This is a genomic window from Nonomuraea sp. SBT364, assembly GCF_001083785.1.
Taxonomy (GTDB): Bacteria; Actinomycetota; Actinomycetes; order Streptosporangiales; family Streptosporangiaceae; genus Nonomuraea.
Genome location: NZ_LAVL01000011.1, coordinates 95,121 through 116,309, shown reverse-complemented (window position 1 = coordinate 116,309; position 21,189 = coordinate 95,121). Strand labels below are relative to the sequence as shown.

The 21,189-nt window shown below is 73.7% G+C and carries 24 protein-coding genes; 11 read left to right on the top strand and 13 right to left on the bottom strand.

Annotated features, from left to right (window positions below):
* Positions 1–310: 310 nt before the first annotated feature.
* A complete protein-coding gene (locus tag ADY59_RS08300; RefSeq protein ID WP_049559747.1) occupies positions 311–1,171 on the bottom strand; it encodes a Gfo/Idh/MocA family protein in 861 nt (286 codons plus the stop codon).
* A gap of 458 nt (positions 1,172–1,629) precedes the next feature.
* Here ADY59_RS08300 and ADY59_RS08295 point away from each other — a divergent pair, with 458 nt between their 5' ends.
* A complete protein-coding gene (locus tag ADY59_RS08295) occupies positions 1,630–2,214 on the top strand; it encodes a histidine phosphatase family protein (RefSeq protein WP_049559745.1) in 585 nt (194 codons plus the stop codon).
* On the opposite strand, the gene ADY59_RS51175 is transcribed toward ADY59_RS08295, so the two are convergent.
* The 5 genes from ADY59_RS51175 to ADY59_RS08270 form a co-directional block, all read right to left on the bottom strand.
* The gene (locus ADY59_RS51175) at positions 2,207–2,473 is read right to left on the bottom strand and encodes an RNA polymerase sigma factor (RefSeq protein ID WP_053174541.1); all 267 of its coding nucleotides are present in this window, start codon (positions 2,471–2,473) and stop codon (positions 2,207–2,209) included. The two genes, ADY59_RS08295 and ADY59_RS51175, sit on opposite strands and share 8 nt — an antisense overlap.
* On the bottom strand, positions 2,470–3,402 hold the full coding sequence (locus tag ADY59_RS51170) for a hypothetical protein (RefSeq protein WP_049559743.1): 933 nt from the start codon (positions 3,400–3,402) through the stop codon (positions 2,470–2,472). The genes ADY59_RS51175 and ADY59_RS51170 overlap by 4 nt, the downstream gene beginning before the upstream one ends.
* Positions 3,403–3,465: 63 nt before the next feature.
* Positions 3,466–3,726: a hypothetical protein gene (locus tag ADY59_RS08280; RefSeq protein ID WP_049559739.1), complete on the bottom strand. Its 261-nt coding sequence runs from the start codon at positions 3,724–3,726 to the stop codon at positions 3,466–3,468.
* Positions 3,727–3,813: 87 nt separating this feature from the next.
* Positions 3,814–4,050: a DUF397 domain-containing protein gene (locus tag ADY59_RS08275; RefSeq protein ID WP_049559738.1), complete on the bottom strand. Its 237-nt coding sequence runs from the start codon at positions 4,048–4,050 to the stop codon at positions 3,814–3,816.
* On the bottom strand, positions 4,051–4,872 hold the full coding sequence (locus ADY59_RS08270) for a helix-turn-helix domain-containing protein (protein WP_082309947.1): 822 nt from the start codon (positions 4,870–4,872) through the stop codon (positions 4,051–4,053).
* Between the two features lie 231 nt (positions 4,873–5,103).
* Here ADY59_RS08270 and ADY59_RS08265 point away from each other — a divergent pair, with 231 nt between their 5' ends.
* Positions 5,104–5,598: an ATP-binding protein gene (locus ADY59_RS08265; RefSeq protein WP_049559733.1), complete on the top strand. Its 495-nt coding sequence runs from the start codon at positions 5,104–5,106 to the stop codon at positions 5,596–5,598.
* A 77-nt stretch (positions 5,599–5,675) separates the two neighbouring features.
* A complete protein-coding gene (locus tag ADY59_RS08260; protein ID WP_049559730.1) occupies positions 5,676–8,069 on the top strand; it encodes a helicase-associated domain-containing protein in 2,394 nt (797 codons plus the stop codon).
* Here the strand turns inward: ADY59_RS08260 and ADY59_RS08255 are convergent.
* Positions 8,053–9,069 (bottom strand): ABC transporter substrate-binding protein, encoded by a 1,017-nt coding sequence (locus tag ADY59_RS08255; protein WP_049559727.1) that lies wholly within the window; start codon positions 9,067–9,069, stop codon positions 8,053–8,055. The two genes, ADY59_RS08260 and ADY59_RS08255, sit on opposite strands and share 17 nt — an antisense overlap.
* A gap of 85 nt (positions 9,070–9,154) precedes the next feature.
* On the opposite strand from ADY59_RS08255, the gene ADY59_RS08250 reads away from it, so the two are divergent.
* From ADY59_RS08250 to ADY59_RS08240, 3 genes are read left to right on the top strand one after another with little or no spacing between them, the layout of a single operon-like run.
* The gene (locus tag ADY59_RS08250) at positions 9,155–10,219 is read left to right on the top strand and encodes a FecCD family ABC transporter permease (RefSeq protein ID WP_053174538.1); all 1,065 of its coding nucleotides are present in this window, start codon (positions 9,155–9,157) and stop codon (positions 10,217–10,219) included.
* Positions 10,216–11,223, top strand: a complete 1,008-nt coding sequence (locus ADY59_RS08245; RefSeq protein WP_049559724.1) for a FecCD family ABC transporter permease — start codon at positions 10,216–10,218, stop codon at positions 11,221–11,223. Before ADY59_RS08250 ends, ADY59_RS08245 begins: the two co-directional genes overlap by 4 nt.
* A complete protein-coding gene (locus tag ADY59_RS08240) occupies positions 11,223–12,026 on the top strand; it encodes an ABC transporter ATP-binding protein (RefSeq protein ID WP_049559722.1) in 804 nt (267 codons plus the stop codon). The genes ADY59_RS08245 and ADY59_RS08240 overlap by 1 nt, the downstream gene beginning before the upstream one ends.
* Positions 12,027–12,041: 15 nt before the next feature.
* On the opposite strand, the gene ADY59_RS49745 is transcribed toward ADY59_RS08240, so the two are convergent.
* The gene (locus ADY59_RS49745) at positions 12,042–12,209 is read right to left on the bottom strand and encodes a hypothetical protein (RefSeq protein ID WP_156325372.1); all 168 of its coding nucleotides are present in this window, start codon (positions 12,207–12,209) and stop codon (positions 12,042–12,044) included.
* 108 nt (positions 12,210–12,317) lie between these two features.
* Complete coding sequence (locus ADY59_RS08235) at positions 12,318–13,574, bottom strand: ArgE/DapE family deacylase (RefSeq protein WP_049559720.1); 1,257 nt, start codon at positions 13,572–13,574, stop codon at positions 12,318–12,320.
* A 60-nt stretch (positions 13,575–13,634) separates the two neighbouring features.
* On the opposite strand from ADY59_RS08235, the gene ADY59_RS08230 reads away from it, so the two are divergent.
* A complete protein-coding gene (locus tag ADY59_RS08230) occupies positions 13,635–14,561 on the top strand; it encodes an endonuclease/exonuclease/phosphatase family protein (protein WP_049559718.1) in 927 nt (308 codons plus the stop codon).
* 3 nt (positions 14,562–14,564) lie between these two features.
* Here ADY59_RS08230 and ADY59_RS08225 read toward each other — a convergent pair whose 3' ends face one another.
* A complete protein-coding gene (locus tag ADY59_RS08225; protein WP_049559715.1) occupies positions 14,565–15,128 on the bottom strand; it encodes a DUF1349 domain-containing protein in 564 nt (187 codons plus the stop codon).
* Positions 15,129–15,217: 89 nt separating this feature from the next.
* Between ADY59_RS08225 and ADY59_RS08220 the strand changes: the two genes are divergently transcribed.
* Positions 15,218–15,538 carry a GroES family chaperonin gene (locus ADY59_RS08220; RefSeq protein WP_049559712.1) on the top strand — a complete coding sequence of 107 codons (321 nt, stop codon included), beginning with the start codon at positions 15,218–15,220 and terminating at the stop codon, positions 15,536–15,538.
* On the opposite strand, the gene ADY59_RS08215 is transcribed toward ADY59_RS08220, so the two are convergent.
* Both ADY59_RS08215 and ADY59_RS08210 read right to left on the bottom strand, forming a co-directional pair.
* Entirely contained in the window at positions 15,529–16,452 is a 924-nt protein-coding gene (locus ADY59_RS08215; RefSeq protein WP_156325371.1) for a hypothetical protein, read from the bottom strand. The two genes, ADY59_RS08220 and ADY59_RS08215, sit on opposite strands and share 10 nt — an antisense overlap.
* A 54-nt stretch (positions 16,453–16,506) precedes the next feature.
* Positions 16,507–16,968, bottom strand: coding sequence for a TIGR02611 family protein (locus tag ADY59_RS08210; RefSeq protein ID WP_049559708.1), 462 nt, complete (start codon positions 16,966–16,968; stop codon positions 16,507–16,509).
* A 161-nt stretch (positions 16,969–17,129) separates the two neighbouring features.
* Here ADY59_RS08210 and ADY59_RS08205 point away from each other — a divergent pair, with 161 nt between their 5' ends.
* From ADY59_RS08205 to ADY59_RS08195, 3 genes are all read left to right on the top strand, one after another.
* Entirely contained in the window at positions 17,130–18,038 is a 909-nt protein-coding gene (locus tag ADY59_RS08205; protein ID WP_049559706.1) for an aryldialkylphosphatase, read from the top strand.
* A gap of 110 nt (positions 18,039–18,148) precedes the next feature.
* The gene (locus ADY59_RS08200; protein ID WP_049559703.1) at positions 18,149–19,225 is read left to right on the top strand and encodes a sensor histidine kinase; all 1,077 of its coding nucleotides are present in this window, start codon (positions 18,149–18,151) and stop codon (positions 19,223–19,225) included.
* Positions 19,222–19,872, top strand: a complete 651-nt coding sequence (locus tag ADY59_RS08195; RefSeq protein WP_049559701.1) for a response regulator — start codon at positions 19,222–19,224, stop codon at positions 19,870–19,872. The genes ADY59_RS08200 and ADY59_RS08195 overlap by 4 nt, the downstream gene beginning before the upstream one ends.
* Here ADY59_RS08195 and secY read toward each other — a convergent pair.
* Positions 19,865–21,154 (bottom strand): preprotein translocase subunit SecY, encoded by a 1,290-nt coding sequence (gene secY / locus ADY59_RS08190; RefSeq protein ID WP_049559698.1) that lies wholly within the window; start codon positions 21,152–21,154, stop codon positions 19,865–19,867. The two genes, ADY59_RS08195 and secY, sit on opposite strands and share 8 nt — an antisense overlap.
* Positions 21,155–21,189 lie beyond the last annotated feature (35 nt).

The following is a 21,189-nucleotide window of genomic DNA, read 5'->3' as shown; positions in this document are numbered from 1 at the left end:
CGGTCCTCTCGTAGGGGTGGCGGGGGTGGCTGTCGTGCCACTCTGGCCGCAACCGGCCAGGAGGAGCGTTCCCAGCAGCGCGCCCGCGAAGGCCGTGCGTACGGGCCTCACGAGTAGTCCTTTCACACTGACGGAACCGAGAGACCCGCTAAGAGCGACGGATCACCCTTTTCCACGAGGGTTGATGACGTCACGCAGAGGCAGGCGACCTGGCTATGACAGTTGCGGGACAGCGCCGGACTCGCACCGGACTTCGCTGCAGCACTGCGCGTCGGACAAACGTTATCAATCCCTTGGAACGGCGGCGAAGTCAAGGGGTGCGGACTTGAGACTCCGCCTCGGCGATGATCTCCTGGAGCCGGAGTCCGTGCGCGGCGTCGAGCGGATGCCCGCCGCCCTGCCGGACGGTGCGGGCGAACTCCTCGGCGATGACCGCCAGCGGGTCGTCGTCGTCATGGGGCAGCACGGCGGTGCCCTTCCTGCCGTAGACGGCGAAGCTCGGCGGGGGCAGCTCGCCCACCCCGGCCTGGCACAGCGACGCCTCGCTGACGGCGCCGCCCTCGTGCTCCAGCAGCAGCCCCACCCAGGTGAGCGGGTCGCCGTGGGCGCGCACGCCGGTGATGGGGCCGAGCGCGGCGCCGAGCAGGTCGATCACGTGCGGGCCGACGTCGAGCAGCGCGCCCCGCTCCAGCCGCCACGGGGTGGCGAACGGGTGATCGCCCATGAGGGAGCCGGAGACGTTCGCGGCGTGCCCGCCGAACGGGTCGATCTCGGCGCACCGGGTCAGGAAGTCCCTGGTCCCGGCGGCATAGCGCAGGGTGAGCACCATCTGGGTGGGCACGCCGGTCTCGGCCACGACGCCGGCCAGCCGCCGCGCGCCCTCCAGCGAGTCGGCGAGCGGCTTCTCCAGCAGCAGCGCCTTGCCCGCGCGGGCGGCGCGCACCCCGAGCTCGGCCTGCACGGCGGGCGGCACGCAGAACGCGACGGCCTCGCACGCGTCGAACAGCTCCTCCACCCGCTCGAACACCGGCGCGCCGAGCCGGGCGGCCGACTCGGGCCGCCGCGCCCACACACCGGCGAGCCTGGTGTGCGGGCCCCTGGCCAGCATCGGCGCGTGCGCCATCTCGGCCCACGGCCCCGCCCCGATCAGTCCTACGGCCACTGGCTCCATATATACGATCTTACGATGATCCCATCTGGATTACGGCCCCGGCTCGGCCTGTTCGTGGCCGGCGGCCTGATCCTGCGGGCCGGGCTGTTCGCCGACGTCAACTGATCATCTTCGGTGCGATGACCGCAGCCGGATCCGGCGGCGCCTACGGGATGGTCGCGGCCTGTTCCGGATACACCGGCATCGGCGTGCTGACGATGCTCACCTGCTCGTGGGCCTGGAACGATCGTCAGCCAGCTGCTGGAGTGGGCGGCGGCGGTGGCGGAGCACCGCCTCGGACCGGCGGGGGCGGCGCTGTTCGTGCTGCTGGGCACGGCGGGCGTGCCGGCCTGCGCGGTGCCGCTGTTCCTGGCACGCCACCACGCCACCACGCCGCCGCGGAGCCGTCCTGAAGCGCGACGCGGTGCGCTCGCCGGGCCGCGTACTCCGTGCCCGCCCGGCCCCGGGATGATGGAGCCATGGATGAGATGGTGTTGCTCAGGCATGGCGAGACCGAGTGGAGCCGTACGGGCAGGCACACCGGCCGCACCGACGTGCCGCTGACCCCGCGCGGCGAGGAGCAGGCGCGGGCGCTCGTGCCGCTGATCAAGGATCGTCCGTTCGACCTGGTCGTGGTCTCCCCCGCGCTGCGGGCGGGCCGCACGGCCGAGCTGGCGGGGCTGACGGGTTTCGAGGTCGATCCCGACCTGTGGGAGTGGGACTACGGCGGCTACGAGGGCATTACCACGCCCGACATCAGGAAGACGAGGCCGGGCTGGTACCTGTGGCGTGACGGCGTGATCCCGGGCGACGCGGAGCATCCCGGCGAGAGCGCCGCCGAGGCGGGGGCGCGGGCCGACCGGGTGATCGAGCGGGCAAAGCGGGCCGGCGGCCGGGTGGCGCTGGTCGCGCACGGCCACATCCTGCGCGTGCTGACGGCCCGCTGGCTCGGCCTGGAACCGGCCGACGGGCGGCTGTTCAAGCTCGACACGGGCACGTACTCGCGGCTGGGCTTCGAGCACGGCGAGCCGGTGATCATGACGTGGAACGCGCCGGTCAGCTGACGCCGGAGCGCGGCGCCGACTCGTGCAGCGCCCGGCTGACCAGCCAGCCGCGCAGCGAGCCGAGCCGGGGATCGTAGGACAGCGGCCGCTCCCACAACGCCGCGAACACCTCCCGGGTGACCTCTGCGGCGTGCTCCGGGCTCCCGGTGACCTTGACCGCCACGCCGTACACGTACGGGCTGTGCGCGTCGTAGGCGTCGGCCAGCGCCCCGGCGTCGCCGGCGACGAGCCGGGCGGCCAGCGCCGCGTCGCCGCTCACCCGTCGCAGCCCAGCGTCGCGGCGGCGCGGACCAGCTCGCGGGCGAGCGCCGGGTCGCCCTCGGCCGCGTACGGGAAGGAGCCGGGCGGCCACCGGCCGGCCAGCAGCCGGCAGAAGGCCACCAGGTCGGCCGAGATCAGCACCGTCACCCGGTCGGCGGCCGGCGAGAGCGGGACCGTCCAGGTGCCGCCCGCCGCCCCGGTCAGCACGAACGTGGCCGCGTCGCGGCGCTTGCCGCGCACCGCGCCGGGCAGCACGGCCAGCCCGAACTCGGCGATCATGCGGACGTGCCGGTCCGGCGGAGGGGCGGCGGGCCGGTCGGTGAGCGCCCTGATGTCGTCGGCGTGGGTCCAGGTCTCGAACGTGCGCTGCACCAGCGCGTGGCGCAGCGGCCCGCGCTCGCGCCGGGCCCCGGCCAGCTCCACCTCGGCGCCGAGGAGCGCCTCGCGCCCCGCCGAGACCCGCTCCAGCAGGGATCCCGCCTGCGTCCGCCACCGCCGGTGCGCGGGCAGGGCGGCGGCCGGTCCGGGGACTCCCATGAAGACGGCCACCCGCGCGTCGTTGGCCGCCAGATGCTCGATCATGCCGCGCACGGTGCCGTGGCGGGCGATCGGGGCCTCCCACTGGGCCGCCGTCAGGCCGGCCAGCAGGTCGTCCATGAGCGCCACCTGCTCGGCGTAGGGCGCGGCCACCTCGGCGACGAGCGGCTCCGCGGGCGCCCGGCGGCGGCGCGCCCCGGACAGGACCGCCTCACGCAGCCGGTCCGGCGGCGCGACGGCGGGGCCCGGCCACCCGAGCAACGCGACGGCCGCGCTGCAGGCGGGACAGGCCCGCACATGCTCACCGTAGCCGTCGTGCCCGCCCTGGCCCTGCCCGCTCTGGCCCTGCTCGCTCTGGCCCTGCCCGTCGTAGAGGTACGCGTCGGTCATTGGCTGCCTCCGCTCCGACGCTAACCCGGCACGCCCCCCGGCGCCAGACGGGCGGCTCCCCCGTCAGGACGCCGGCGCCTCGGCGGGCTGCGGCCCCCGGCCGGTCAGCCACTCCAGGACGCGGCGGTGCCCGGAGGCGGCGTCCTCGAAGTGCCCCCAGTGCCAGTAGCGCGGATGGTCCCGGATGCCCGTCACCCAGGTGCGGTAGGAGATGGAGCCACCGGCGGCCGCCGGCGCGACGCCGTAGGTGCGGATCACGACCTTGCCGCCCGGCGCGAACAGCACGTCGTCGGCGATCGGGTACAGGGTCATCTGGTCGAGCATGCCCCGATCCTCCGGAACTGAGTGGCCTGACCGGTTACGCCTCCGGCGCACCCCGGTTAAACGAGCACGCCGGAGGTAAACACGCTGTTACACGAGCAGGCCGTCGAACTCCCCGTCCTTCACCCCGAGCACCAGCGCCCGGATCTCGTCGCGGGTGTAGATCAGCGCGGGGCCGTCGGGGAAGCGCGAGTTGCGGACCGCGATCCCGCCGTCGGGGAGCTCGGCGAGCTCCACGCAGTTGCCCTGCGAGTTGCTGTAGCGGCTCTTGCGCCAGGCGACCTGGGTGAGGTCGGTGGCGGGCATGCCGTTGTAGGTCTGGTTCATCTACATCTTTCTGAGAAGGCCGCCGATGAGCTCGACGGTGCCCCCTGGCGTGGTGCTCTCCACGCACAGTTGCTCCATGGCGGTGAGGTACGGGTCGATGTCCTCACGCTTGTCCAGGTAGAGGGCACCCCAGAGCTGTTCGACGTAGACGACGTCCGACAGGTCGGACTCGGGAAACCGCAAGATGCTGAACGCGCCCCCCTCGGCAGCGTGCATGCCGTACTTGAAGGGCATCACCTGAATGGTGATATTGGGCAGGGCGGCGACTTCCAGCAGATGCCGGAGCTGCTCGGCCATGACCCTCCGGCCACCGATGGTCCGCTTGAGCGTCGCCTCGTCGATGACGGCCCACAGGCGCGGGCCGTCCTTCCTCGTGAAGCGCTCCTGCCGTTGCATGCGCATATGCACGCGGCGTTCGATCTTGTCGGCGGACAGGTCGGGGTTGCCGAGCTGGAACACCGCCCGCGCGTAGGCGGAGGTCTGCAGCAGGCCCGGCACGAACTGCACCTCATAGGTGCGGATCACGCTGGCCGCCTCCTCCAGGCCCACGTACGTGGTGAACCAGTGCGGCAGCTCGGCCGAGTACTTGTGCCACCATCCCGGGGTGTTGGCCTCGCGCACCATCTCCAGCAGAGCACGCCGCTCGGCGTTGTCGACGACGCCGTAGAGAGTGAGCAGGTCCTCGACGTCACGTGTCTTGAATCCGACGCGCCCGAGCTCCATCCGGCTGATCTTGGACTCGGAGGCCCGGATGTGGAAGCCGGCCTGGTCGCGGGTCAGCCCGCTGTCCTCGCGCAGCCGCCGCAGGCTTGCACCGAGCATGATGCGCCGAACGGTCGAACCGGAACCGGGCGGATCGATGGACACGTGGTGCTCCTTGGTCGTTTCCTTGCCACACAGTGTGTCACTTCACAACCCAAAGATCATGGGCTGCGGACAAGATCCCCTTTCCCACTGATTGACCTTTTGACGAACAACCGTAGCGGCTGCACGAGTTGTCTGCACGTGCATTCGCTCTTGCACCTGCACGAGAGTCTGACGCAGAATGATCACGTGCAATCCACCCTGGCGACGGGCCCGTGGACCACGTTCGACTGGTGGCCTCCGGTCGGCTGGTGGCCCGAGGCGGCGCGCGATCTGCTGGTGCCCGGTCCCGCCTCGAGCGCCACGTTCGTGCTCCCCGCCACCGCCTCCTCCGTCCACGCGGCCCGCAGCTTCACCGCCGGGGTCCTGTCGGCCTGGAACCTTCCCGAAGTGGCCGACAACCTGGAGCTCGTGGTCTCCGAGCTGGCGACCAACGCCCTGCGGCACGGCCTGCGCCTGGAGGAGCCCCGCTGCGAACGGCCCGTCCACATGTCGCTCGTGCGCCGCGGGCCGCTGGTGACCAGCGCGTTCACCGATCCCGGCGCCTCCGTGCCGGTGCTGCGCCACCCCGGCCCCCTTGACACCGGCGGCCTCGGTCTGCACATCGTCGAATCGCTCAGCCTCCGCTGGGGCTGGTCCGCGCTCGCCCCCCACGGGAAGATCGTCTGGGCAGTTCTCTCCTGACCGGGAGTGATCTGCATTACCGTGGATGGTCATGGCTCACGGTGAGTCCTACGCGCGACCCATGAGAGTGCTGACCGATGGACGATCACCTGCTCGGCTGGCTCCGGACCCTCGACGAGGACAGGCTCTGCCGCATCCTGTCCAACCGGCCTGACGCCATCGCCGCACCGTGGCCGCGCCGCCTCGACACGCTGGCCCAGCGCCTGAGCAACGGCTTCGCCGCCATGGAGGCGCTGCGCCGCCTGCCGCTGCCGTGCCTCCAGCTCGCAGAGGCCTGCCTGGTCCCGCGCCGGCCGACCACCGAGCTGCTGGCCGGGCTGCTCGGCAGATCCCCGGGCGAGCTGCGCCCCTGGCTCGACCGCCTCTACGACCACGCGCTGGCCTGGCCGGGCGACGACGGCGAGATCCATCTGTCGGAGGCCGTCGCGCGCTGGTGGAACACGCCGCTCGGCCTGGGCGAGCCGCTCGACCACTACCTCAACTCCTGGACGATCAGCACCGACACGCTGCGCGCGCTGGCCCGCAACCTGGGCCTGCCGCCGCACTCCAACAAGCGCCGCACGATCACCCGGGTGAGCGAGGCGCTCGCCGACCCGTCCCGCGTGGAGGCGCTGCTGCGCCACGCCCCCGCCGGCACCCGCGACCTGCTCGCCGCCTTCGCCTGGGACGGTCCCGTACGGGACGTCGACGGCGGCGGGTTCGTGACGCCCGGCACGCCCGAGAAGTGGTCGGCCGACCACGGCCTGCTCTACCGGCCGAGCTGGCACGTCGCCGAGATGCCGCGCGAGGTGGCGCTGTGCCTGCGCGGCCCGGGCTACCATCCGCCGTTCGCGGCGCGGGCGCCCGAGCTGGCCACGCTGCCGGTCGACCCGGAGGAGGTCGACCACCTGATGACGCTGGCCGCGCCGCACGTCGTCGAACGCTGCGCGGCCCTGCTGGACAACACCGCCAAGACGCCGCTGCCGCTGCTCAAGACCGGCGGCGTGGGCGTGCGCGAGGTGCGCAGGGTGGCCAAGGAGACCGGCTGCGACGAGGACGAGACGCGGCTGCTCCTGGAGGTCTGCGCGGTGGCCCGGCTGCTGGCCTGGGACGAGCCGTCGGGCGGCCTGGTGCCGACCGAGCGCTTCGACCGGTGGCGCCTGGACGAGGGCGCGGCCCGGCTGCGGGTGCTGTTGTCGGCCTGGTGGCGGATGGAGCGATCCTCACTGCGCAAGATCGACGGCCGCTACGGCACGCTGCTGGGCGACGACCAGTCGGGCCCGGCCGTGGCGCGCGTGCGCCGCGCCGTGCTCTCGGTGCTGGCGCAGCTGCCGTCCGGCACCGCGTTCGCCGGCCGCGACGGGCTGGTGGCCAGCGTGCACTGGCACGCCCCGCTGCTCGACCGCGAGCTGCTCGGCGCGTGCGCGTCCGCGGTGATCGACGAGGCGCGGCTGCTCGGCCTGCTGGCCAACGACGCGCTCACCGACCTCGGGCGGGCGCTGGCCGGGCTGTCGGACCGGGCGGGCGAGGAGAGCGACGACTCGGTGCCGCTCGTGGAGCACGACCCGGCGCTGGTGGAGGCGTCCACCAGGGCGCTGGCGAGCGTGCGCAGAAGCGCCCTGTTCGGGCCCGACCTGACCGCCGTCGTCACCGGGCCGCCGTCGGCGGAGCTGGCCGCGCTGCTCGACCGGGTGGCCGAGCGCGAGTCGCGGGGCGCGGCCTCGGTGTGGCGTTTCACCACCGAGAGCGTACGGCGGGCGCTCGACCGCGGATACGACGCCGACGAGCTGCTGGAGGAGCTGTCCGGCGTCGGCACGATCCCGCAGCCGCTCGACTACCTGGTGCGTGACGTGGCGCGGCGGCACGGCGAGGTGACGGTGACCACGGTCGGCTGCGTGGTGCAGGCGTCCGACCCGTCGCTGCTGGCCGAGATCGCCGCGCACCGCCGCCTGTCCCGGCTGGGGCTGCGGCTGCTCGCCCCGACGGTGCTGGTGGCCTCGGCCGACGCCGGGCGGACACTGGCGGCGCTGCGCGAACATGGCTACGCGCCGGTTCCCGTCGCCGACACCGGCGAGATCGCCATCCGCCGCACCCGGGCCGAGGAGCCGCACGGCGGCAAGCTCATCCTGCTGCCCGGCGGCCAGGTGGCCGAGCTGGACCGGGCGCCGCACGCGCTCGCCGAGCCGGCCCCCGACCCGCAGGAGCACGCCCGCCGCCTGATCGCCGACAGCCGGTCGGCCGCCGAGCAGGGCGGGCGCACCTGGGCGGTGATCGGCAGGATGGCCACCAGGCTGCCGACGGCCCAGCAGTCACTGCTCGGCTTCGTCGTCGACCGGGGCGTGCGGGCCGGCATCACGCTGACCGGCGGCCTGACCGCCACCGTGAGCCACGGCGAGCTGCGCGGCGGCGCGCTCGACGCGTGGTGCGAGGAGGCGGGCGACTACCTGGAGTTCCCTCTCGCCGAGATCGTCGAGGTCAGGGGAGCTTACTAGCCTTGCCCAGGTTGGCCACCAGCTCCTCCAGCACCCCCGCGTACGACTGGTAGCTGAACGGCGCCTCGGCCCGCCATGCATAGAGCTGCCCGGCCTTGACCGCGGGCAGCCCGGCGAAGGTCGGCTTCTTGAGCATCTCCTCGGGCTTGAGCGCCTGGGTCCGGGTGTCGTGCAGGATGACGTCGGCGTCGTAGGTGTCGGCGTTCTCCCAGCTCAGGCTCTGGAAGAAGCCGGCCTCGTCCACCTTGTCCGGAGTGACGACGTTCAGGCCGAGTCCGGCGGCGTGCGTGAGGTCGGGGTGGTGGGGCGGGTTGGCCACCCACATGCCGTCGGGGCCGGCGGAGATCACGAGGACCTTGAGGTCCTTGAACCGGGCCAGTTCCTTCCCGGCGGCCTCCATCCGGGCCTTGGCCTCGGCCACGCCCGCCATTTCCGCCTTGAGCGAGGTGGCCAGCTCCTCGTAGCGGCCGATGATCGCGGTGGCGGAGCGGCCGGTGAGCTTGATGCCGGCGGTGGGGGCGACCTGCTCGATCGTCTCCTTGGACCGCTCGGGCACGTACCAGAGCGTGTCCGCGTCGTACATGCCGGTGACGAGCAGCTCGGGCCGCAGCCCGATGTACTGCTCGACGTTGAACTCGTCCCAGGCGTTGCCCAGCCCGACGACCTGGCCGATGTCGACGTTGCCGACCTGCGGGTCCTTGGCGCCGTCCTTGAGCTTGTGCGGGCCGAAGACGGCGACCGGGCGGACGCCGAAGTCCCACAGCGCGGCGGCCGCGCCGACCTGGGCGACGACCCGGGAGGGCGCGGCGGGCAGGTCGATCTTCTTGCCGCGGTCGTCGGTGAACGTCCACGCCCCGGCGGCCGGGGCCGACGACGGCGCGGCGGCCGGGGTACCGCTGCCCGTGCCCTCACCCGTGCCCTCACCCGTGCCGCAGGCCGACAGCAGCAGCGCGCCCGTGGCGGCGAGGAAGCCCCTGCGGGCCAGGACCGGTCCCGACATGTGTCACTCCTAAGGTTAGGCTTGCCTTCCCAGCAAGGCTTTAGATTAGCCTCACCTAAGCTTGACGTTGACGGAAGGGGGTCGGGTGCGCCCGGCTGAGCAGATCTCGCCGCCCGGCGCCGGGACCGCCCCGGCCCCGGCACGCGCCGGCGGACGCCGCGCGGCACTGGCCGCCGGGCTCGTCGTGGCGGCCGGTGTCCTGGTACTGGTGGCGATGGCGAGCATCGCGCTCGGCGCGCGGTCGATGCCCTGGTCGGCGGTGCTGGACGCGTTCCTGGCCCCCGGCGGGGGCGCCGACCACACGGTCATCCGCGAGGTACGGGTGCCGCGCACGCTGCTCGGCCTCGGCGTCGGCGCGGCGCTCGGGCTGGCGGGGGCGCTCATGCAGAGCCTGACCCGCAACCCGCTGGCCGACCCGGGGCTGCTCGGCGTCAACGAGGGGGCGGCACTCGGCGTCACGCTCGCGCTCGGCGTGTTCGGCCTCTCCGACCCGGCCGTGTACGTGTGGTTCGCGTTCGCGGGCGCCGCCGTCGCCTCCGTGGTGGTGTACGCGCTCGGCTCGGCCGGTCGCTCGGGAGGCGGCCCGGTACGGCTGGCGCTGGCCGGGATCGCCGTCGGCATGGTGTTCACCGCGGCGTGCTCGGCCATCCTGCGCCTGGACGCCCAGACGTTCGACCGGATGCGCTTCTGGCTGGCCGGGTCGCTGGCCGGGCAGGGCGCCGACACGGCGGCGCGGCTGGCCCCGTTCCTCGTCGCCGGGCTGGTGCTGGGCCTGCTGCTCGGCCGGCCGCTGAACACGCTGGCGCTGGGCGACGACGCCGGCAGGTCGCTGGGCGTGGCGGTCACCAGGACCCGGGCACTGACCGCCGTCGCGGTGACGCTGCTGTGCGGGTCGGCGACGGCCGCCGCCGGGCCGCTGTGGTTCGTCGGGCTGGCCGTGCCGCACGCCGTGCGTGCCGTGGTCGGCCCCGACCAGCGCTGGGTGCTGCCCTACTCCGTGCTCGTCGCGCCGGTGCTGCTGCTGGGCGCCGACGTGGCCGGGCGGCTGATCGCCAGGCCCGGCGAGGTCCAGGTGGGCATCATGTGCGCGGTGATCGGCGCGCCGGTCTTCATCCTGATGGCCCGGCGCAGGAGGCTGGCCGCGCTATGACCGTACGTGTCGGCCCCTGGTCCGTCCGGCTGGCGCCGCGGGCCCTGCTCACCGGTGTGCTGCTGCTTCTCGTGGCGTGCGCGGTGGCCGTGGTGGCGATCTCGACCGGCGAGTTCACCGTGCCCGTGCCCGACGTGCTGGCCGCCCTGTTCGGCGAGGGCACCCCGGTCGCCGAGCTGATCGTCGGCAAGCTGCGCGCCCCCCGCGTCGTCACCGGCCTGCTGGTCGGGGCCGCGTTCGGGGTGAGCGGCGCGATCTTCCAGAGCCTCACCAGGAACCCACTCGGCAGCCCCGACTTCATCGGCTTCACCGCCGGCGCCTCCACCGGCGGCATCATCGCCGTCGTCGCGGGCGGCTCGGCGATGGCCGTCGCCGGCGGCGCGCTCACCGGCTGCGTGATCACCGCGCTGCTCGTGTACGGCATGGCGTTCCGGCGCGGCGTGCAGGGCTACCGGCTGGTCCTGGTCGGCATCGGCGCCAACGCCCTGCTGCTGGCCGTGAACTCGTACCTGCTGACGCGCGCCAACATCAACGACGCGGCGACCGCCGGGGCCTGGCTCACCGGCAGCCTGGGCGGGCGCGGCTGGGAGCACGCGATCCCCGTGGCGCTCGCGCTGGCCGTGCTGCTGCCCGTGGGCGCGTCACTCGCCAGGCCGCTGCGCATGATCGAGATGGGTGACGACGCGGCCCGCTCCATGGGCATCGGCGTCGAACGCGTACGCGCCGCCGCCGTCGTCACCGGCGTGCTGCTGTGCGGCGTGGCCGTGGCCGCCGCGGGGCCCGTCGTCTTCGTCGCGCTGGCCGCGCCGCAACTGGCCCGGCGGCTCACCCGCTCCCCCGGCGTCACCCTGGCGTCCTCGGCGCTCATGGGCGCCGTCCTGCTGACCGTCTCCGACCTGGCCGCCCAGCGCGTGCTCGCGCCCACCCAGTTGCCCGTCGGCGTGGTGACCGCCGCGATCGGCGGCACCTACCTCGCCCTCCTCCTGCGGAAGGATCGATACTGATGGCCGACGCCCGCCTGTACGGCAGCGACCTCACCCTCGCCTACGACCAGCGCGTCGTCGCCACCGAGCTGAGCGTCGCGATCCCCGACCGGTCGTTCACCGTGATCATCGGCCCGAACGCGTGCGGCAAGTCCACCCTGCTGCGCGCCCTGGCCAGGATGCTCAAGCCGAAGACCGGCGCGGTGCACCTCGACGGCGGCGTCATCACCGCGCTGCCGTCCAAGGAGGTCGCCCGGCGGCTCGGCCTGCTCCCGCAGAGCTCCATCGTGCCCGACGGGATCACCGTCGCCGACCTCGTCTCGCGCGGCCGCTACCCGCACCAGCGGCTCATGCGGCAGTGGTCCAAGGCCGACGAGGCGGCGGTCACCGAGGCCATGCGCGCCACCAGCGTGACGGAGCTGTCGGACCGGATCGTCGACGAGCTGTCCGGCGGGCAGCGGCAGCGCGTGTGGCTGGCCATGGCGCTCGCCCAGGAGACGCCGATCCTGCTGCTCGACGAGCCGACGACCTTCCTCGACATCGCGCACCAGATCGAGGTGCTCGACCTGTGCGCCGACCTGCACGAGGCCGGGCGCACCATGGTGGCCGTCCTGCACGACCTCAACCAGGCGTGCCGGTACGCGACGCACCTCATCGTCATGCGCGACGGCCAGGTCGTGGCCGAGGGCGACCCGGGTGACGTGATCACGCCCGGCCTGGTGGAGCGGGTGTTCGACCTGCGCTGCGAGATCATCCCCGACCCCCAGTCGGGCACCCCGCTCGTCGTCCCCGAACACCGGCGCCGCGTCACGTCCCCCGCCTGACGCCCCGCCGGCACGTCAGTGGGCGAGGAGGAGACCCGCTTCCATGATGTGCCTCGGCGGGAAGGCCCAGAACCGGTCGTCGACGCAGCGGCCCGCGACGGTGGTCTCGTTCGGCTGGTCCGCCAGCCAGAACACCATGTGCACGTCGCCGGCCCCGCTCAGCTCCTGATCGGCTCCGTCCACGGTGGCGATGACCGTGCCGGCGCTCGGACATGACAGGCTGATCCGTTCGGCGGATTCTAGGCCATCGTCGTCACCCGCCGGCCGGCCCGGCCACGGCGCGGGAAGGGATCAGGCTGCGGGGAGGCAGCGGCGGACCGCGAGGAGGGCGACGGCGCGGGTGACGGCGAGGAGCTCGGGGATGGGCACCTGCTCGCGGGGCGCGTGGGCGTAGCGGGCGTCGCCGGGTCCGTAGTGGAGGGTGGGGATCCCGGCCCCGGCGTAGAGGCGCAGGTCGCTGCCGTACGGGGCGGCGGACTCGGGGAGCGCCACCCCGCTCGTGTCGGCGGCCGCCTGCCGCACCTCGGCGAGCAGCGGATGACCGGCGGGCAGGCGGCCACTGGCGAACTGGCCGCCGGGCCAGGTCACCACGGGCGGGTTGGCCCGCAGCCACGGGTGCGCCGCCGACAGCACCGCCTCCTCGAACGCCGCCCGCGCCTCGGCCGGGTCCTCGTCGAGCAGCACCCCGAGCCGTCCTTCGGCGACGAGCAGGTCGGGCACGGTGCTCGCCCAGTCGCCGGCGTGGACGGTGCCGACCTCGATCGGGTACGGCAGGGCGTTGCCGCCGAACTTGGCCGGGACGTGACGGTTGCGCTCGGCCTCCAGCCGCCGGATCGCCTCGAAGACCGGCCAGAACACCTCGATGGCGTTGACCCCTTCGAGGCGGGTGGCGCCGGGGGCGGCCCGCCCGGCGAGCTCGATCCGGAACGTCAGCGCCCCCGCGCAGGCGCTGATGACGGTGCCCGCGGTCGGCTCGGTGATGAGCGCCGCCTCGGCGGTGTGCCCTCTGGCCAGGGTGCCGAACGCGCCGAGCCCGCCGTCCTCCTCGCTGACCACGCAGTGCACGGCCAGCGGCCGTTCGAGGGTGATCCCGGCCCGGCGCAGGGCCCGGACGGCCGCGAGGTTGGCGGCCAGCCCGGCCTTCATGTCGCACGCGCCCCGGCCGTGCAGGATGTCGCCGGCGATGCGGGCGGCGAACGGGTCGCTGCCCTCCCACTTGGCCAGGTCGCCCGTCGGCACCACGTCCACGTGCCCCTGCAGCGCCAGCGCGGGCACGCCGTCGCCGCCGGTCACGCCGACCACTCCGTACGCCTCCGCCCGGGGCGCCTCGGTGCCCGGGAAGCCGTCGCGGCCGCGCAGGTCCTCGACGTCGAACTTCCAGACGTCGACGTCCAGGCCCGCTTCGGTGAGCAGGCCGGCGACGTGGTGCTGCAGTTCGGACTCGGCGTCGGTGCCGGTCACGCTGGGCACCCGGACGAGGTCGGCCAGCAGGTTGACGGTCTCCGCCTCGTCGATGGCGTTGAGGACTCTGGTCTCGGCGTCGCGCATGGAGCACACCTTCTCATGTCCGGACGCGAACCCCTATGGGTGCCAGTGGCGATACATGTCGTGCGAATCCTGGTGTGGGTGGTGGTGGCGCCGTTCGCGGCGTGGGCAGCGATACGGGTGTCAGGCTTCGAGCCGGACTGGCCGTGGGTGCCGCTGGTGGCGTTCACCCCGTACGCGGCGGTCGTGGCGGGGGCGGGGCTGCTGCTGGCGGCGCTGTCGAGGCGGCGGGCGGCGGCACTGGTGGCGCTGGCCGCCACCGTGGCGCTGGGCGGCGCGGTGGCGCCCCGGGGGATCGCCGACGGCGGGCCGGTCGCGGACGGGCCCGCGCTGCGGGTGCTGGCGGCCAACCTGATGTACGGCCTGGCCGACGCGGCCGATCTGGAGGCGCTGGTCACGCGGCTGCGCCCGGACGTGCTGATGCTGCAGGAGCTGACGCCGGACGCGCTGGAGCGCCTCGGCCCTCGGCTGCGCCGGGCGTTGCCGTACGCGGTGACGAGCCCGAAGCGGGGCGCGGGCGGCTCGGCCGTGTACGCGCGTCACCCGCTCACGGCCGGGCCGTTGCTGGAACTCGGCGGGTTCCGGCAGGCCGGCGCGGTGCTCACGGCGCCGGGCGGGACGCGGGTGGAGGTCGTCTCGGTCCACCCGTGCGCGCCGCGCCGGTACGGCAGGCAGCCGTGCTGGAAGGCGGGGCTGGAGGCGCTGCCGCGCGCGGGCGGGCCGCTGCGGGTGCTGGCCGGCGACTTCAACGCGACGCTCGACCATCTCGGGATGCGCGACCTGCTCGCCTCCGGCTACCGGGACGCGGCGGACGTGACCGGGCACGGGCTGGCGGCGACCTGGCCGCAGAGCCGGCTGCCGGGGGTGGCCATCGACCACGTGCTGGCGGACGCCCGGATGGGAGTGCGCGAGTTCGGCGTGCACGGGCTGAAGGGCACCGACCACCGTCCGGTGTTCGCGGTGCTCACCCTGCCCCGAGCCCGGCCCTGACGGTCAGCAGCCGGCCAGGCGGACGTCGGTGAAGCGGACGGCGAAGCCCTTGCCCGCCGGCGCGGCGGCCATGACCCCGGCCAGCGCCGGCGCGTCCGGCGGGAAGTAGGCCAGGCGGAGCAGGTGCTGCGGCGCCTCGTCGGCCAGCCCGTAGCGGACGGTCACGGCGTCGCCCTGGCGTTCCAGGTCGATGGTGACCTGGTCCGCCGTCGTGCCGAGCGGCAGCACCGACCAGTCGGAACGGTCCCGGGTGACGACCGTGCTCAGGTGGAAGCGCCCGTCGACGTACTCGACGCCGGCCTTGATCCAGGTACCCTCGTCGATCCTGAGCAGCGCGCCCGCCTGGTCGTACTGGGCGGCGTAGTCGCCGCCGAAGGTCACCGTGAGCCGCAGGTCCCCCTGGATCACGCGGCCGAACTGGTGGGCGGTGTCGAAGGTGTAGCCGTAGTGCGTCCGCCGCCACAGGTCGGTGCCCGCCTCGCAGAACAGGCTCAGGCCGTCGTCCGCCGTCCACTGGCGGGGAGGATTCGTCCATTGCCAGCCGGTCGCGCCGAAGGCCATGATCATGGCTTTATCCTGCCATGATCGGTCATGCCGTGTAAGGAGTGTTCCTCTGGGTGAGATTCCGTCCCGGCGCGGAACGTAAACTTGGCCCCGTGGTAGAGCCCAAGTTCGAGATTCAGATGCTGCACGACCGGGTGATGATCCGGCTGGAGCAGGAGGCCCAGGAGCGCCGCAGCGGCTCCGGGATCGTCATCCCCGCGACGGTCAAGCTGGCCAACCGGCTGGCGTGGGGCGAGGTCTGCGGCGTCGGCTCGAACGTGCGCTCGGTCAAGGTCGGCGACAAGGTGTTGCTCAACCCGGAAGACCAGTTCGAGGTCGAGCTGCACACCCAGGTCTACCTGGTGATGCGCGAGCGCGACCTGCACGCGGTGGCCACCCAGGAGACCGACCACGGCACCGGTCTCTATCTTTGACGCGCGGCCGCACGGGTGAAGGAGAGCCACAGCCCGGCGGCCCACGTGCGATAGGGGACGGCGGCGAGCACGCGGCCCACCTTCCCGTCCAGGCCGACCACGGCCAGCCTGTAGGCGCCGCGGTGCGCCATGACCGCGATCACGTGACTCTCGTCCCACCAGCCGAACAGCGCCTCCGGCTCGACGGCGATCCGGCCGGCGATCCGCCCGGTCGCGGTGTCGGCCAGGCAGATCTGCCCGGCGAACCGCGCCGGGCACCACAGGGCCATCCGCCTGCCCGACGGCGAGAACGAGTCCTCGGGCCCGGTGGGCGGGCCGACGCCGGTCAGGGTCCGCAGCACCTTCCCGTCGGCCGCGCTGTAGACGCGCAGGCCCGTGCCGTACGTGGCGATCAGGTTGCCGCCGGGCGTCCACCAGAACCCGGCCGCCGCGCCCATCCCCGCGACCGTGACGGTGCGGGCGGTGCCCGCCTTCACGTCCACGACGGTGAACCCGGCCGCGCGCCACCGCCCGCCGGTCTTCCGCTCGACGGTGAGCGCCACCCGCCGGCTGTCGCGGGTCCAGGACACGTACGACGCGGTGAGCGGCTTCTTGACGGTACGGATCCGCCGGGTCGTGCCGGTGGCCCGGTCGGTGAGGAGCAGGGCGTCATGCCCGGACCGGTAGGCGCGCGGGACGCCCGCGACGGTGCGCCCGTCGGGCGAGAGCGCCGCCTCCGACAGCCCCCGCTGCCGGGCGAACCGGTCGCCGGTGCGCAGGTAGGCGCCGGTGGTCCCGAGCCCGTAGGCGGTGAGCCGCACCGGATCGCCGGACTGTTCGTGATATTTCACGTTCGCCCCCGGCAGCGAAAGGTCCGCCTGAGCGGCCGGAGCGGTCACGACCAGCGACAACGCGAGAGCGATATGGGCGATCACGCCCGAAGAATAGACACCCGGACCCGGGATTCCGGGAAGCGATAGCGAAGCGGTCTAGCGGAGGATGTACTGCTGGGCGAGCTCGATGACGTCCAGGCCGAGGGTGCGCAGGCCCATGTAGACGATCGCGGTCGCGGCGATCACGGTGACCAGCGCCACCAGGATCTTGACCGTCCAGCCCTGCCGCTTGTACCACTCCGTCCAGGCGTGCAGGGTCCGCTTGCCGAACTCCAGCGCCCGGTGCGCCCAGTGGAACTCGGTGGCCAGCACGGCCAGCCCGGCGAACACCACGAGCCAGCCCGGCCCGGGGAACGGCACCATGACCAGGCCCCCGCCGACCATGAGCGCGCCGATGACGCCGACCACGATCTTGAGCGTGAGCGCCCCGGCCGGCGTCGACCGCACCCGGTCGCGCCACCCCCGGATGCCGGACCGGTGCGCGGGCATGCTCGATCGGCGCGCCGCCTCGCCCTTGACGATGTCGGCGTCACCGGTTTCGGAATTCTGCGTCGGCACGGTCCCCCCGGACTGCTCGGTGTGGTCTCCAGGATAGGGCCCGGCGCCCGGCCGGGTGTGTCCGAACCCGGACAACGCACCAGACACCCACTAAACGCGCTACACAGTAAAATTTCCCGCTTGATCAGGCAACTCCGAACAATCGTCGGATATTGTCTGGTATGCCCGAGGTCATGCTACGCACCGTCACCGGCCCCATCCGCGCGGCCGCCGTCACCGGTGCCATTCTCCCCCACGAGCACCTGCGCACCGACATGCGCTGGGCGGTGGGCGTCGACTCCGACCCCTACCGCTGGCTCGACGAGGAGCAGTCCGTCACCGCCGAGGTCCGCGAGCTGCGCAAGTCCGACGATCTCGGCCTGATCGTGGACCTGACCTGCCTGGGCATGGGCCGCGACGCCGCCGGGCTGGCCCGCGTCGCGGCGGGCAGCCGGGTGCCCGTGATCGCCGCCACCGGGCTGTTCGCCGAGCCGTTCGCGCAGCCGGGCGAGCGGGACGTGGACGAGCTCACCGCCCTGCTCATGATCGACATCTCTGACGGCCTCGACGGCACCGGCGTCTTCCCCGGCGTGATCGGCGAGGTCGGCTGCTGGGGCGCCCGCCCGACGGCCGCCGAGCAGCGCGCGCTGGCCGCCGCCGCCCGCGCCTCGCTGGCCTCCCGCCTGTCGGTGGCCACCTACGGCCAGGACGGCCTGGGCATGCTGGAGATCCTGCTGACTCGCGGCCTGCCGGGCTCGCGGGTGGCCGTGGGCTACGCGGGCGCCGACCCGGCCGTGGCCCGCAAGATCGCCGAGACGGGCGCGTACGTGAGTCTCGGCGCGCTCGGCCTGGGCGCCGGGCAGGCGGCCAGGATCGCGCTCGGCCTCATCGAGGAGGGCCACGCCGGCCGCCTGCTGCTCAGCACCGGCGTGAACCGGGTGGCGCAGCTGCGCCGCTACGACGGCCCCGGCTACGGCGAGCTGTTCCGCACGCTGCTGCCCGCGCTGCGCGAGGCCGGAGTGGACGAGGACACGCTGCGCGGCATCACGCACGACAACCCGCTGCGCTGGCTCACCGACGGGATGAACTGACCCGGCCGCCTCACGGACCCCCCTGTCCGTTCTTCGCCGCCGCGGGCTCGGGCGTCGTGTCCGCCGCGACTGGCTAGGATCGGGGCGACACGAGCCAGGCCGGGTGGGGGATGGTGACGCGGAAACACGAGCACGGCCGTCCGCGCGGGGCGCGGGCCGCGCTGTCCCGGCTGACGCGGCTGGGCGACGTCCCCGTGGTGGTCATGCTGGCGTGGGCCGGCTGGCTGGCGGTCCCGTGGTCGCTCAACGGCCTCGCCCAGGCGCGCGCCGCCGCGGCCGCCGCCGCGGGCCCGCCCCCACCGCCTCCCTACCACGACGTACGCCCCAGCACGCCCCTCCACGCACGGCACGACGCGCCTCCTGAGGACGTGCCGCGGGACGTACGGCCTGGCGCTTTCCTGCAGGACGTGCCGCAGGAGCCGGGGCCGGCCGCGGACGCCCTGCGGACGGCGCGGTTGCGGGCGGAGCTGGCCGGGGAGGTGCACGACGCGGCCGGTCACGGGCTGGCGGCGATCGCCATGCAGGCCGGCGTCGCGCTGGTGTCGCTCGACGACGACCCCGGGCAGGCCCGGCGGTCCCTGGAGGCGATCCGGGAGACCAGCACCCGGGCGCTGTCCGAGCTCAGGGCCGCCCTCGACCGCCTGGACGGCGGCGGCCCCACGGGCGCGCGCACCGATGACCAGGCGGGGCCGACGGACCATGAGACGCTGACGGACCTGACGGGGCTGACCGGCCTGACGGGGTTGATCGCCGGGGTCCGGGCGGCCGGGCTGCCGGTGGACGTGGAGCCCGCCAGGCCGGACGTGCCGGCTCATCTGCGGGGCGCGGTCTACGGGGTGGTGCGCGAGTCGCTGACCAACGTGCTGCGGCACGCGGGCCCGACCAGGGCGGTGGTGCGGGTGGCCGCCGACCCGTGCGCGTTCGTGCTGGAGGTGGCCGACCGGGGCGTGGGCTGGACGGGCGCGGCCGAGGGCCGGGGTGTGGCCGGGATGCGCGCCCGGGTGACCGGCGCGGGCGGCCGCCTCACGGCGGGCCCCCGCGAGGGCGGCGGCTTCCGGGTGGTCGCGAGCTTCCCGCGGAACCGCCCCTGCCCCGGCGAACCGGACCGGCCGCACGCCGGCGAACCGGACCGGCCGCACGCCGGCGAGCCCGATCGGGCCCCCTCTTCAGGGCCGGGGCGGGCATGATCCGGGTGGCCGTGGCCGACGACCAGGCCGTGGTGCGGATGGGCCTGCGGGCGTTGCTGCAGCGCGAGCCCGACCTGGAGTTCGCCGGCGAGGCGGCCGACGGCAAGGCGGCGCTGGCGCTGCTGCGGCGCGAGCGCCCCGACGTGCTGCTGCTCGACATCCGGATGCCCGGCATGGACGGGCTCGACACGCTGCGGGCGATCGCGGCCGACGGGGAGCTGACCGGCACCAGGGTCGTGGTGGTGACCACGTTCGCCGAGGACGCGTACGTCTTCCAGGCGCTGCAGGCGGGCGCGAGCGGGTTCGTGCTGAAGGACGGCGCGCCGGAGGAGCTGGTCACCGCGGTGCGCGTGGTGGCGGCGGGCGAGGCGCTGCTGTCCCCGGCGATCACCAGGAAGGTCATCGGCCTGTTCGGCAGGCCGGGCGCGGCCCCGGTGGAGGGCCTTGGCTCGCTGACGCCGAGGGAGCGCGAGCTGGTGGCCTGGGTGGCGACCGGCATGTCCAACGAGGAGATCGCCGGCGAGCTGGTGATCAGCCCCGACACGGTACGCACGCACGTCAGCCGGGCCATGGTCAAGCTGCGCGCGCGTGACCGGGCGCAGCTCGTGGTGTACGCCATGCGCGCCGGCCTGACGCTCCCTACCTGAGCAATCCCTCGTAGGCGCGCTGCTGCACCTGCGCCTCGACCTGTTTGACGGTCTCCAGGCCGACGCTGACCATGATGAGCACACTGGTGCCGCCGAACGGGAAGTTCTGCTGGGTGCCCGGGTCGCGCAGGATCGCGAACGCCACGAGCGGCACCAGAGCCAGCACCCCGAGGTAGGCGGCCCCGGCCGGGACGAGCCGGGACAGCACGTGGGCCAGGTAGCCGGCGGTGGCGCGGCCCGGCCGCACCCCCGGGACGAATCCCCCGTACCTCCTGATGTTGTCGGCCACCTCGGCGGGATCGAAGGTGATGGACACGTAGAAGTACGCGAATCCCACGATGAGCAGCACGTACACCGTCATGTAGAGCGGATGGTCCCCGGAGGTGAGGTGGCGCGACACCCACGCGCCCGCCTCGCCGCCGAGCATCGGCGCGGCCAGCGCCGGCAGGTAGAGCAGCGCCGAGGCGAAGATCACCGGCACGATCCCGGCCTGGTTGACCTTGAGCGGGATGTAGGTGCTGCTCCCGCCGTACATGCGCCGCCCCACCAGCCGCCTGGCGTACTGCACGGGCACCCGGCGCTGTCCCTGCTCGACGAAGACCACGGCCGCCACCACGAACACGCCCGACACCAGGATCACCGCGAACGCGAACGGGCTCACCATCAGCATCGTCGACATGTACGCCGGGAACACGGCGACGACCTGCGTGAACATCAGCAGCGACATGCCGTTGCCGATCCCCCGCCCGGTGATCAGCTCGCCTACCCACATGACCACGCACGCCCCGGCGACCATGGTGACGACCAGGACGGCCACGACGAGCGGCCCGTCGTCGCGCAGCAGCGGCCTGGCGCACCCGGGCAGCAGCTGCCCGGCACGCGCCAGGGCGACGACCGTGGTGGCGTTGAGCACGGCCAGGGCGACGGTCAGGTAGCGGGTGTACTGGGTGATCCGCGTCTGCCCGGCCTGTCCCTCCTTGCGCAGCGCCTCCATCCGGGGCACCACGACGGTCAGCAACTGCATGACGATGCTCGCGGTGATGTACGGCATCACGCCCAGCGCGAACACCGACAGCCGCAGCATCGCGCCCCCGCTGAGCAGTTGCACCATGTCGAACAGCCCGCCGCGCGCCGCCCCCGCGCACTCCCGCACCGCCACCACGTCCACGCCGGGCGACGGCAGCACCTGCCCGAGCCGGAACAGCGCCAGCAGCCCCAGCGTGAACAGCAGCTTCCTGCGCAGCTCCGGCACCCGGAACGCCCTGGTCAACACGGTCAGCATGGCAAGGAGTCTGGCCGCGCGACCCCGTCCCGGTC

Excerpts from the sequence above, each read along its gene's own strand:
- ADY59_RS51170 (WP_049559743.1), bottom strand. The coding sequence starts at position 3,402 with ATGACCGACGCGTACCTCTACGACGGGCAGGGCCAGAGCGAGCAGGGC.
- ADY59_RS08240 (WP_049559722.1), top strand. The coding sequence starts at position 11,223 with ATGGCCGACGCCCGCCTGTACGGCAGCGACCTCACCCTCGCCTACGAC.
- ADY59_RS08225 (WP_049559715.1), bottom strand. The coding sequence starts at position 15,128 with ATGATCATGGCCTTCGGCGCGACCGGCTGGCAATGGACGAATCCTCCC.
- ADY59_RS08280 (WP_049559739.1), bottom strand. The coding sequence starts at position 3,726 with ATGCTCGACCAGATGACCCTGTACCCGATCGCCGACGACGTGCTGTTC.
- ADY59_RS08275 (WP_049559738.1), bottom strand. The coding sequence starts at position 4,050 with ATGAACCAGACCTACAACGGCATGCCCGCCACCGACCTCACCCAGGTC.
- ADY59_RS08270 (WP_082309947.1), bottom strand. The coding sequence starts at position 4,872 with ATGCTCGGTGCAAGCCTGCGGCGGCTGCGCGAGGACAGCGGGCTGACC.
- ADY59_RS08295 (WP_049559745.1), top strand. The coding sequence starts at position 1,630 with ATGGATGAGATGGTGTTGCTCAGGCATGGCGAGACCGAGTGGAGCCGT.
- ADY59_RS08200 (WP_049559703.1), top strand. The coding sequence starts at position 18,149 with ATGGTGACGCGGAAACACGAGCACGGCCGTCCGCGCGGGGCGCGGGCC.
- ADY59_RS08195 (WP_049559701.1), top strand. The coding sequence starts at position 19,222 with ATGATCCGGGTGGCCGTGGCCGACGACCAGGCCGTGGTGCGGATGGGC.
- secY (WP_049559698.1), bottom strand. The coding sequence starts at position 21,154 with ATGCTGACCGTGTTGACCAGGGCGTTCCGGGTGCCGGAGCTGCGCAGG.
- ADY59_RS08245 (WP_049559724.1), top strand. The coding sequence starts at position 10,216 with ATGACCGTACGTGTCGGCCCCTGGTCCGTCCGGCTGGCGCCGCGGGCC.
- ADY59_RS08260 (WP_049559730.1), top strand. The coding sequence starts at position 5,676 with ATGGACGATCACCTGCTCGGCTGGCTCCGGACCCTCGACGAGGACAGG.
- ADY59_RS08205 (WP_049559706.1), top strand. The coding sequence starts at position 17,130 with ATGCCCGAGGTCATGCTACGCACCGTCACCGGCCCCATCCGCGCGGCC.
- ADY59_RS08255 (WP_049559727.1), bottom strand. The coding sequence starts at position 9,069 with ATGTCGGGACCGGTCCTGGCCCGCAGGGGCTTCCTCGCCGCCACGGGC.
- ADY59_RS08300 (WP_049559747.1), bottom strand. The coding sequence starts at position 1,171 with ATGGAGCCAGTGGCCGTAGGACTGATCGGGGCGGGGCCGTGGGCCGAG.
- ADY59_RS08235 (WP_049559720.1), bottom strand. The coding sequence starts at position 13,574 with ATGCGCGACGCCGAGACCAGAGTCCTCAACGCCATCGACGAGGCGGAG.